General features: G+C 75.3%; 11 protein-coding genes. 6 read left to right on the top strand and 5 right to left on the bottom strand.

Annotation, left to right across the window (positions count from 1 at the left end):
• From E1300_RS43815 to E1300_RS43825, 3 genes are all read right to left on the bottom strand, one after another.
• Window positions 1-605: beta-ketoacyl synthase N-terminal-like domain-containing protein (locus E1300_RS43815; RefSeq protein WP_278045433.1), on the bottom strand; the 605-nt coding region annotated here is incomplete at its 3' end.
• Window positions 606-800: 195 nt separating this feature from the next.
• Complete coding sequence (gene lysA / locus E1300_RS43820; RefSeq protein ID WP_131763188.1) at window positions 801-2,144, bottom strand: diaminopimelate decarboxylase; 1,344 nt, start codon at window positions 2,142-2,144, stop codon at window positions 801-803.
• 59 nt (window positions 2,145-2,203) lie between these two features.
• Entirely contained in the window at window positions 2,204-2,563 is a 360-nt protein-coding gene (locus tag E1300_RS43825; RefSeq protein WP_131763189.1) for an SAV_915 family protein, read from the bottom strand.
• Between the two features lie 186 nt (window positions 2,564-2,749).
• Here E1300_RS43825 and E1300_RS43830 point away from each other — a divergent pair, with 186 nt between their 5' ends.
• The 6 genes from E1300_RS43830 (at window position 2,750) to E1300_RS43855 (ending at window position 7,169) form a co-directional block, all read left to right on the top strand.
• Entirely contained in the window at window positions 2,750-3,295 is a 546-nt protein-coding gene (locus E1300_RS43830; protein WP_131763190.1) for a GNAT family N-acetyltransferase, read from the top strand.
• Window positions 3,296-3,517: 222 nt separating this feature from the next.
• Complete coding sequence (locus E1300_RS43835; RefSeq protein ID WP_131763196.1) at window positions 3,518-4,357, top strand: NAD-dependent protein deacetylase; 840 nt, start codon at window positions 3,518-3,520, stop codon at window positions 4,355-4,357.
• 102 nt (window positions 4,358-4,459) lie between these two features.
• Complete coding sequence (locus E1300_RS43840) at window positions 4,460-5,122, top strand: ArsR/SmtB family transcription factor (RefSeq protein ID WP_131763191.1); 663 nt, start codon at window positions 4,460-4,462, stop codon at window positions 5,120-5,122.
• A 35-nt stretch (window positions 5,123-5,157) separates the two neighbouring features.
• Window positions 5,158-5,892, top strand: a complete 735-nt coding sequence (locus tag E1300_RS43845) for an SRPBCC family protein (RefSeq protein WP_131763192.1) — start codon at window positions 5,158-5,160, stop codon at window positions 5,890-5,892.
• 89 nt (window positions 5,893-5,981) lie between these two features.
• Entirely contained in the window at window positions 5,982-6,656 is a 675-nt protein-coding gene (locus E1300_RS43850; RefSeq protein ID WP_131763193.1) for a class I SAM-dependent methyltransferase, read from the top strand.
• Between the two features lie 72 nt (window positions 6,657-6,728).
• Window positions 6,729-7,169 (top strand): nuclear transport factor 2 family protein, encoded by a 441-nt coding sequence (locus tag E1300_RS43855; protein ID WP_207400306.1) that lies wholly within the window; start codon window positions 6,729-6,731, stop codon window positions 7,167-7,169.
• A 157-nt stretch (window positions 7,170-7,326) separates the two neighbouring features.
• Here E1300_RS43855 and E1300_RS43860 read toward each other — a convergent pair whose 3' ends face one another.
• Together E1300_RS43860 and E1300_RS43865 are read right to left on the bottom strand one after the other, a co-directional pair.
• On the bottom strand, window positions 7,327-8,172 hold the full coding sequence (locus tag E1300_RS43860) for an ABC-2 transporter permease (RefSeq protein WP_131763194.1): 846 nt from the start codon (window positions 8,170-8,172) through the stop codon (window positions 7,327-7,329).
• Window positions 8,169-9,122, bottom strand: a complete 954-nt coding sequence (locus tag E1300_RS43865) for an ABC transporter ATP-binding protein (RefSeq protein ID WP_131763195.1) — start codon at window positions 9,120-9,122, stop codon at window positions 8,169-8,171. Before E1300_RS43865 ends, E1300_RS43860 begins: the two co-directional genes overlap by 4 nt.
• Window positions 9,123-9,434: the final 312 nt, after the last annotated feature.

A 9,434-nucleotide genomic window follows, 5' to 3' on the forward strand; every position in this document is an offset into this window, starting at 1 on the left:
GTGCCGATGCGGGCGAACGCCGCCATGGTGAACGGGGTGAGGACGGCGTCGGCGCCGCCCGCGACCGCGGCGTCGATCCGGCCCGCGCGGATGGCGAGGGCGGCCTCCCCGATCGCCGTGGCGCCGCTGGCGCAGGCCGTGGAGTAGGTCATGCACGGGCCCTCGTGGCGGTGCCGGAGGGAGATGTGCGCGGCGGTCGCGTTCGGCATGATCATCGGGACGGCGGGGACGGGGACGCGGTCCAGCGTCCGGGCGTGCTCGTGCCCGCCGAGCGCGACGATCGCGGCGAGCCCGGCCGCCGCCGTGCCGACGTAGACGCCGTGCCGCTCCGGCGGTCCGGCGAAGTCCGGGCCCGCGTCGGCCACCGCGTCGTCGGCGGCGGCGACCCCGAGCCGCGTCACCCGGTCGAGGCGCCGCAGCTCCGGCCGGGTGAAGTAGCGCCCGGCGTCGAACGGCTGCGCGGGGCAGCCGAACGACACGGCCGTCCCGGCCTCCAGCAGCTCGGGGACGTGGACGGCCTGCGACTTGCCCGCGAGCACGGTCGCGAGCACCTCCGCGGGGGTGCCGCCCGCCGGGCTCTTCACACCGAACCCGGTCACCACCACCCGGGGCGTTCCATCGGCTCGACGTGCTGGACCCATCCGCCACCCCGCGCTCCGCTCGACTACGCAAGGTCTCGGAAGCTAGCGCGCCCCCGCGGGCGGCTACTTGCCCTCCCAGGAACATTCTCCGCGCACCATTTGTCACGGAGATAACACACGGGCGGCCCCGCGAGCCGCCGCGTGACCGCGGGACGCGCGTCAGCCGACATCGCGGGCGAGCAGGTCCTCGGCGGTCTCCCGCCGGACCAGCGTCCGGGCCCGCCCGTCCCGCACGGCCACGACCGGCGGCCGCCTGACCAGGTTGTAGTTGGACGCCATGGAGTGGTGGTAGGCGCCCGTGCAGGGGACGGCGAGCAGGTCGCCCGGCCGGACGTCCGCGGGCAGCCGCGCGTCCCGGACGAGGACGTCCCCGGCCTCGCAGTGGCGGCCGACGACCGTGGCCGCCCGGTCGCCGCCGGTGCCGCGGCGCCCGGCGAGGCGGACCGTGTACGCGGCGCCGTACAGGCCGGGCCGCGGGTTGTCGCTCATGCCGCCGTCCACGGCGACCAGCACGCCGCCCGCCGCCGCCCGCTTGACGCTCACCACCCGGTAGGCGGTGACCCCGGCGTGGGCGGCGATGGCGCGGCCCGGTTCGAGGACGAGGCGCGGCACGGGCAGCCGGTGCAGCGCGCACGCCTCCCGGACGGCCCGGCGCACGCGCTCCCCCAGCTCCCGCGGGTCCACCTCGGCCTCACCGGGCCGGTAGGCGACGCCGAAGCCGCCGCCGAGGTCCAGTTCCGGGAGCACGACGCCGTGCTCGTCCCGGACGGCGGCGAGGAGGGCGACCATCCGGCGCGCGGCCTCCTCGAAGGCGTCCAGGGCGGTGATCTGCGACCCGAGGTGGCAGTGCAGGCCCGCGAGCTCCGGGCCGCGCCGGCCGCGGCCGCCGGCATCGTGCTGGCCGAGGACGCGCCGGACGGCCTCGGCGGCGGCGCCGGTGGACAGCGGGAAACCGAACTTCTGGCCGTCGGTCCCGGTGGTGAGGGCGGCGTGGGTGCCGCCGTCCACCCCGGGCGCCACCCTGATCAGCATCCGCGTCCGCGCCCCGTCCGGGGCCGCGGCGAGCCGCGCGATCTCGGAGAACGAGTCGGCGACGACGCGTCCCACGCCGTAGCCCAGCGCCGCCCGCAGATCGTCGGGGGTCTTGGCGTTGCCGTGCATCAGCACCCGCCCGGGCGGGAACCGCACGGCCCGGGCGACGGCGAGCTCGCCGTCCGAGCACACGTCCAGGGACAGGCCCTCCTCGGCGATCAGGGACGCCATGCCCCGGCACAGGAACGCCTTGCCCGCGTAGGCGATCTCCGCGTCGCCGAAGGCGTCGCGGAAGGCGCGGCAGCGGCCCCGCACGTCCTCCTCGTCGAGGATCTGGAGAGGGGTGCCGTACCGCGCGGCGAGCGCGGCGATCCGCACGCCGCCGATCGACACGTCCCCGTCCGGTTCGGCGCGCGCGGTGGCGGGCCAGATCGCCGCGTCGAGACCGGTCCTGATTTCACTGGCGAGCATTTCATGCCCTTTCAACTAATCCGAAAAGAACACTTACCGGACCGCGGGCACTCTCAGGCTCACCGGATGCCGACCGCGACCTTGGGCCGCGGCGGCACCGGCGACCCGGAGGCCGGGGACGCCGTCGGGGCGGCGGGCGGAGCCGTCCGCGCGGGCGAGGTCACTGCGGCGGACTCTGGGGCGACGAGCAGGGGATCCACCTGGACGACCTCGATGCCCAAGGGGCGGAGCATCGCGCGCAGCGCCCTCTCGCCGAGCCGGATCCACGCCTGGTCCTCGCCGAGCGCCGCGCGCAGGCACCGCTCGTCGGTGAAGGCGATGCCGACGCGCCCCTCTCCCCCGCCGGTGCGTCCCGTCCGAAGGACGACGGCGCCGCCGCCGCGCACGTGCACCGGCACCACCATGAGCGCACCCATCATCCGCACCTTCCTTCACGTTCCGACACAGAAATCCTATTGAGCACGCCTTTTATCCCGGTGGCTCATAACGCGCTGTTAACGGCGGAAGCGGCGACTTTGACGCCTTCCTGACGTTGACGGCGGTGCGGCGGGCCGCCTAGGTTCCGGGCGTGATCACTCGTAGGGCCCGCGCCGCGCTCCCGTCCCATGTCCGCCGAGGCTGAGCCGCGCCTCGTCCTGCGTCGGCTGGGCGAGGACGACGCCGCCGAGTACCGGGCCTTCCGGCTGCGGGCCCTGCGGGACGCACCGGGCGCGTTCACCTCCACGTTCGAGGAGGAGGACGCCAAGCCGCTGGCGGCGACCGTCACGCGGCTGGTGCCCTCGGACGGCACGCGGACCGTCGTGCTGGGCGCCTTCGACCCGGTGCGCGGGCTGATCGGCTCCGCCGGGCTCCGGGCGCCGTCGCGGCTCCAGGAGCGCCACAAGGGCACCCTGTTCGGCATGGCGGTGGCGCCCCACGCCGCCGGACGGGGCGTCGGGCGGGCCCTGGTGGAGCGCATCCTGGAGACCGCCGCCGAAGCGGGCCTCGTCCAGGTCGATCTGACGGTGTCGGAGGGCAACGTGCCCGCCGAGCGCCTGTACCGGGCGTGCGGTTTCGAGGTGTGGGGCCGGGAGCCGCGCGCGCTGCTCGTCGGCGGGCGGCCCGTCGCGAAGCTGCACATGGTGCGCATGCTGGACGGCGCGGACGGCTGAGGCGCGCGGGGCGGGTTGAGGCGCGCGGGGCCGGCTGACCTGCGGCGGCGCCGTGGCGGGCGTCACCTCCGGACGAGGCGGGTGAGGCCGTCCGTGAGGCACCATGGAAGGGTGACGCAAGTGGTGAGTGGCCAGGTGGAGGACAAGCCCACCGAGGCGGCCCAGGCCGGGGCAGCCCAGGCCGGGGCGGCGGGGGCCGCGACGGCCGAGGACGGGCTCCGGATCCTCGCGGACCTCGTCTCCGACGGCGAGGTGGTCGTGCTGAGCGGCGCGGGCCTGTCCACGGAGTCGGGCATCCCGGACTACCGCGGTGAGACGGGCCGCCGGCGGCGGGCCGATCCGATGACCTACCAGCGGTTCACCGGCAGCGAGGCCGCGCGGCGCCGGTACTGGGCGCGCAGCCACCTCGGGTGGCGGCACATCGCCCGCGCCGAGCCGAACGCCGGGCACCGCGCGGTGGCCGACCTCCAGCGGCGGGGGCTGGTCGCCGGGATCATCACCCAGAACGTCGACGGCCTGCACCAGGCCGCGGGGGCGCGGGACGTCGTCGAGCTGCACGGCGCCCTGGACCGGGTCGTCTGCCTCGGCTGCGGCGAGCGCACGTCCCGCGAGCGGCTGGACCGGCGGCTGCGCGAGGCCAACCCGGACTGGGACGCCACCGCCGAGGTGATCAACCCCGACGGCGACGCCGTCCTGGACGACGACCGGATCGAGGCGTTCCGGGTCGTGGACTGCGAGCGGTGCGGCGGCCTGCTCAAGCCCGACGTGATCTTCTTCGGCGAGAACGTCCCGCCCGCCCGGGTCAGAGACTGCTACGCGCTCACCGACCGGGCCGGCGCGCTCGTGGTGCTGGGGTCGTCGCTGACGGTCCTGTCGGGGTACCGGTTCGTCCGGCACGCCGCCGCGCAGGGCATCCCCGTCGTGATCGTGAACCAGGGGGCGACGCGGGGCGACGGGCACGCGCTGGTGACCCTGGACGCGCCGCTCGGCCGCACGCTCGCCGACCTGCTGGCGGCCCTCGACGCCCCCGCCACCACGGCAACGGCCGCGCGGACGGCCTGACCGCGCGCTCTCCATGACACCCGTCCCCCGGCGCCGCCATGCTCGCCACCGACAAACTTTTTTGTCTTGACAGGATGATTGTTCGGTGGCCATGATGGGGCCATGCTGGACGTGACGGTGATCGAGGACCCGGCGGCGGCGGCCGCCTCGCTGGACCCGATGCGGGCCCGGCTGCTCGCCGAGCTGGCCGAGCCGATGTCGGCGGCGACGCTCGCGGCGCGGGTCGGGCTCCCCCGGCAGAAGGTGAACTACCACCTGCGGGCCCTGGAGCGGCACGGCCTGGTCGAGCTGGTCGAGGAGCGCCGCAAGGGCAACATGACCGAACGGCTGCTGCGCGCCACGGCCGGCGCCTACGTGATCTCGCCGGTCGCGCTGGCCGCGCTGCAACCCGATCCCGAGCGGCACCGGGACGCCCTCTCGGCGCGGTGGCTGCTGGCGCTCGGAGCGCGGCTGGTCCGCGACGCCGGGGCGCTGATCACCGGCGCGGAGCGCGCGAACCGGCGGCTCGCCACCTACGCGCTGGACGGCGAGGTCCGGTTCGCCTCGGCGGCGGCGCGGGCCGCGTTCGTCGAGGAGCTGACCGCGGGGGTCGGCGCACTGATCCGCAAGTACCACGACGAGGACTCCGAGGGCGGGCGCGACCACCGCGTCGTGCTGGCCCTCCATCCGTCCTTGAAGCAGGACCCGGGCGCCCCCGCGCCCGTCCCCGGCGTCGCGGCGTCGCCCGGCGGCCCGCCGGGGCTGCCGTCCGCCGGCACGTCCTGACCCCCTTTTTTCGTACGGCATCCGAGGAGAACGCCATGGGCAAGGAGTTCGAGATCGTCCGCGAGTTCGAGGTGGACGCGCGGCCGGACCAGGTGTGGGAGGCGGTCACCGCGGGCACCGCCGGCTGGCTGTGGCCGATGGAGTACGAGCCCCGGGAGGGCGGCGCCGCCCCCTACGGCGGCGTCGTGGCGGTCTGGGAGCCCGGGCACCGGTTCGTCGCGCGGAACCAGTCCGGGGAGGGCGCCGACGCGCGGACGGTGAACCAGATCGAGCACCTGATCGAGCCGCGCGAAGGCGGGCGGGCCTGGGTCCGCTACGTGCACAGCGGCATCCTTGAGGACGACTGGGACAACCAGTACGACGGCGCGGACAAGCACACCGACTTCTACCTGCACACGCTGCGGCAGTACCTGGCGCACTTCCCGGGCCGCGCGGCGGCGCACGTGGAGGTGCAGGGGCCTGAGGCGTCCACGGCGAAGGACGCGTTCGAGGCGGTGGCCCGCGCCCTGGGCGTCCCCGGCGGCACCGGCGAGGGCGAGAGCCTGCGGGTGGACCTGCCCGGTGCGGGCAAGGCCGATGCCGTGGTCGACTACCGCGACGAGTGGTTCATCGGGCTGCGCACCGGCGACGCGATGTACCGGTTCTTCGGCCGCAACACCTGGGGCGGGCCGGTCGGCGTCGCCGTCCACCTCTTCTCCGAGGGGGCGGACGCCGAGCGGGAGCGGACGCGGCGGGAGTGGCAGGCCTGGCTGGACGCGCTGTACGTCTGACCGCGCCGCGCGGATGCCTTGACGGGTCCGGCGGGCCCGGCCGACGATGCCCTTGATCGCGATGGAGCGGGGACGGGGAGGCGGCGCGGATGGACGGCGGGACGGCGCACGGGACGGGGCCGGGCGAGATCGCGGCCGACGGGTCCGCGGTCGAGTTCTACGCGGCGATGCCGCCGGACGAGCGCAGCGCGGCGCTGGTGCACGCGGCGCTTCCGGCCGGGGCGTCGATCCTGGAGCTCGGCGCGGGCGCGGGCCGCGTCACCGGGCCGCTGGTCGCACTCGGCCATCCGGTGACCGCGGTGGACGGCTCGGCCGCGATGCTCGCCCGGATCGAGGGCGCGCGGACCGTCCGCTCGCCGATCGAGGACCTGCGGCTGCCGGAGCGGTTCGACTGCGTGCTGATGATGTCGTTCCTGGTCAACTACGGGGACCGGAAGGCGCTGCTGGACACCTGCGCCCGGCACGCCGCCCCCGGCGGCCTCGTGGTGGTGCAGCGGGAGTCCCCCGCCCTCTTCCGCGACGCGGGGCCGCGCGAGTGGTCGCACGACGGCGTCGAGTTCCGGATGCGGGACGTCGGCCGTCCCTCGCCGGACGTGGTGACGGCGACCATCGAGTACCGGATGGGCGAGCGGACCTGGACGCACTCGTTCGCGTCCCGGCGGCTGGACGACGAGGAGCTGCCGGAGGTGCTGGCGGCGTCGGGGCTGCGCTTCGACCGGTTCCTGGACGAGGACGGCGGCTGGGTGGCGGCGCGCCCCGCGTGAAGACCCCTGCTTGAGGGCCTGACGGGTTACCCTAGCGCTTGCTCGCCACCGTTCCCCCGGGGAGGCCGTCCGATGCCCATGACGCTCCAGGAGCTGTCCGACCGCGCGGAGATCGCGGAGCTGCTCGCCCGGTACGCGCGCGCCGTCGACGGCGGCGAGTGGGACCTGCTCGACACCGTGTTCACCGGCGACGCCGAGATCGACCTGTCGGCGCCGGGCGGGCCGTGCGGCACGCCGGAGGCGGTGAAGGCGTGGCTGGCGGACACCCTACCGGCCTGGCCGGGCCGCCAGCACCTCATCGGGCCGGCGTCCGTCGACCTGGCGGGCGACGCGGCGACCGTCCGGGCGCCGTTCACCGACACGCTGTCGCCGTCCCGGGACATGGCCCTGGCGGACGTCTCGGGGCTCACGCGGGGCGGCGGCCTCTACCACCACCGGCTGCGCCGGACGGACGCGGGCTGGCGCAGCGAGTCGATGCGCATCGAGCAGCAGTGGCGGACGATCAACGCCTGACCCCGCCCGAGGACGGCGCGCTGAGCGGACTCCGTGGCCCGTCACGCGCTGAGCGGCGTCCGCGGCGCGGTGGCCCCTGCGCGACGTCGATCCGGTGGCCGGGCGGGCTGCGGCTGGGAGCCGGAGCCCGCCCGGCTGGACCGGGCGTGCGGGGGTCTCAGGCGTCGCGGCGCTTCAGCAGGAACGCGGCGATGCCGAGGAGCAGCGCCGTCCAGAGCGCGAACACCCCGTATCCCTGCCACGGCGACAGCAGGTCGCCGTCGGCCTGGTGGGCCTGCGCGATGAGGTGCCCGGCCTCGGACGGCAGGTAGGCGTGCACGTGGTCGCCGAAGCTGCCGGGCAGCAGCTGCGTGAGCGGCGCCAGCACCAGCACGAACCCGATCACGCCGGTGATGCCGCCCGCGGGATGCCGCAGGATCGCCCCGACCGCCATCGCGAACAGCCCGAGCATCGCCAGGTACAGGCCGCCGCCGATCACGGCGCGGAGCACGCCGGGGTCGCCGATCGACACCGGGACCTTGGAGTCGAGGAACGCCTCGCCGATGAAGAACGACACGAACGACACCGCGACGCCGAGGACGAGGACGAGCGTCCCGAAGACCAGGGCCTTCGCCCACAGCATCGGCAGCCGCCGCGGCACCGCGAGGAGGCTGGCGCGGATCATCCCGGTGGAGTACTCCGACGCGATGACGAGGACGCCGAGGACGCAGATGGCGAGCTGGCCGAGGAAGAACCCGCTGCCGAGGATCATGCTGGTGGGGTCGGCCGCGATGGCGGCGCGGTCACCCGGGTCGGTGTCGTCCCACTGGGCGACGGTGAGGCCGACGGCCAGGGCGGTGAACCCGAGGTCGACCACGACCATCGCGATCAGCGACCAGAACGTCGACCGCACCGAGCGGATCTTCGTCCACTCGGCGCGGACGAGGCGGAGGAAACCGGTCCGGTGCGGCGGTGCCGCGGGCGCCGCGGCGGGCGTCCCGGTGGTGCCGGCGGCGGTGGTCATCGGGAGCCTCCTTCGGGGGCGGGCGCGGCGGGTTCCGCCGCCGGCGCCTCGGTGCGGCCGTACTCGACGCTCTCGCGGGTCAGCTCCATGAACGCCTGCTCCAGCGACCCGCGCCGGGGGGTGAGCTCGTGCAGGACGATGCCCTCGGCGGCGGCGAGCTCGCCGACCCGGGCGGCCTCCATGTGGGTGACGGTGAGCAGGCCGTCGCCGGACGGGTCGGCCTTGCCGCCCTCCGCCGCGACGATCCCGGCGAGGCGCTCGGCGTCGGGGCTGCGCACCGCCACCGTCTTCTCGGTGCTGCGCTCGATGAACTCCTCGGTGGAGCAGTCGGCGATCAGCCTGCCGCGCCCGATGACGATGAGGTGGTCGGCGGTGACCGCCATCTCGTTCATCAGGTGGCTGGACACGAACACCGTCCGGCCCTCCGCGGCGAGCCGCTGCATGAGCGTGCGGATCCAGACGATGCCCTCGGGGTCGAGGCCGTTGACCGGCTCGTCCAGGATCAGCACCGCCGGGTCGCCGAGCAGCGCCGCGGCGATGCCGAGGCGCTGGCCCATGCCGAGCGAGAAGCCGCCCGCGCGCTTGCGGGCGACGCCGGTGAGGCCGACGAGCTCGATGACCTCGTCGAGCCGCTTGCGGCCGATGCCCTGCGTCTGGGCCAGGCACAGCAGGTGGTTGTAGGCGCTGCGGCCGGTGTGCACGGCCCGGGCCTCCAGCAGGGCGCCCACCACCCGCATCGGCTCCGGCAGGTCGCGGTAGTGGACGCCGTTGATCCGGGCGTCGCCGCGGTGCGGCCGGTCGAGCCCGAGCAGCAGCCGCATCGTCGTCGACTTCCCGGCCCCGTTCGGGCCGAGGAACCCGGTCACCCGGCCGGGCACGACGGTGAAGGAAAGGTCGTCCACGGCGGTCTTGTCGCCGTAGCGTTTGGTGAGGTTCTCCGCCTCGATCATCTGGTCTGTCCTGGGGGGTCGGGGACACAGCTAGTGATCAAGGTCACACTAGCGCGTCAGGCGGTCCCCGCGGATCCTCCTGCGAGCCGATCCGCGCGCGACCTTGGCGGGGATAGCGGGGGTCGTAGCCGGACGCCGCCGCGTACCACGGGCGGAGTAGCCGCGGTTCGTCTCGGCGCCGGATGACGATCGGCCTCCGGAAAGGGAAGGCTCTCCTCGAACGACGAGGAGAGCCATGATCCCGACCGCGCAGCCGGACGACGTCCCGGCCGGGCCCCCGGGCGCCCGGCCGGGCGCCACGGCGGCCGCCGG

Source organism: Actinomadura fibrosa, assembly GCF_900659615.1.
Classification (GTDB): Bacteria; Actinomycetota; Actinomycetes; order Streptosporangiales; family Streptosporangiaceae; genus Spirillospora; species Spirillospora fibrosa.

What these genes read in the sequence shown, in the direction of transcription:
- lysA (WP_131763188.1), bottom strand. Translation starts at nt 2,144, where the DNA reads ATGCTCGCCAGTGAAATCAGGACCGGTCTCGACGCGGCGATCTGGCCC.
- E1300_RS43825 (WP_131763189.1), bottom strand. Translation starts at nt 2,563, where the DNA reads ATGATGGGTGCGCTCATGGTGGTGCCGGTGCACGTGCGCGGCGGCGGC.
- E1300_RS43830 (WP_131763190.1), top strand. Translation starts at nt 2,750, where the DNA reads ATGTCCGCCGAGGCTGAGCCGCGCCTCGTCCTGCGTCGGCTGGGCGAG.
- E1300_RS43840 (WP_131763191.1), top strand. Translation starts at nt 4,460, where the DNA reads ATGCTGGACGTGACGGTGATCGAGGACCCGGCGGCGGCGGCCGCCTCG.
- E1300_RS43845 (WP_131763192.1), top strand. Translation starts at nt 5,158, where the DNA reads ATGGGCAAGGAGTTCGAGATCGTCCGCGAGTTCGAGGTGGACGCGCGG.
- E1300_RS43850 (WP_131763193.1), top strand. Translation starts at nt 5,982, where the DNA reads ATGGACGGCGGGACGGCGCACGGGACGGGGCCGGGCGAGATCGCGGCC.
- E1300_RS43855 (WP_207400306.1), top strand. Translation starts at nt 6,729, where the DNA reads ATGCCCATGACGCTCCAGGAGCTGTCCGACCGCGCGGAGATCGCGGAG.
- E1300_RS43860 (WP_131763194.1), bottom strand. Translation starts at nt 8,172, where the DNA reads ATGACCACCGCCGCCGGCACCACCGGGACGCCCGCCGCGGCGCCCGCG.
- E1300_RS43865 (WP_131763195.1), bottom strand. Translation starts at nt 9,122, where the DNA reads ATGATCGAGGCGGAGAACCTCACCAAACGCTACGGCGACAAGACCGCC.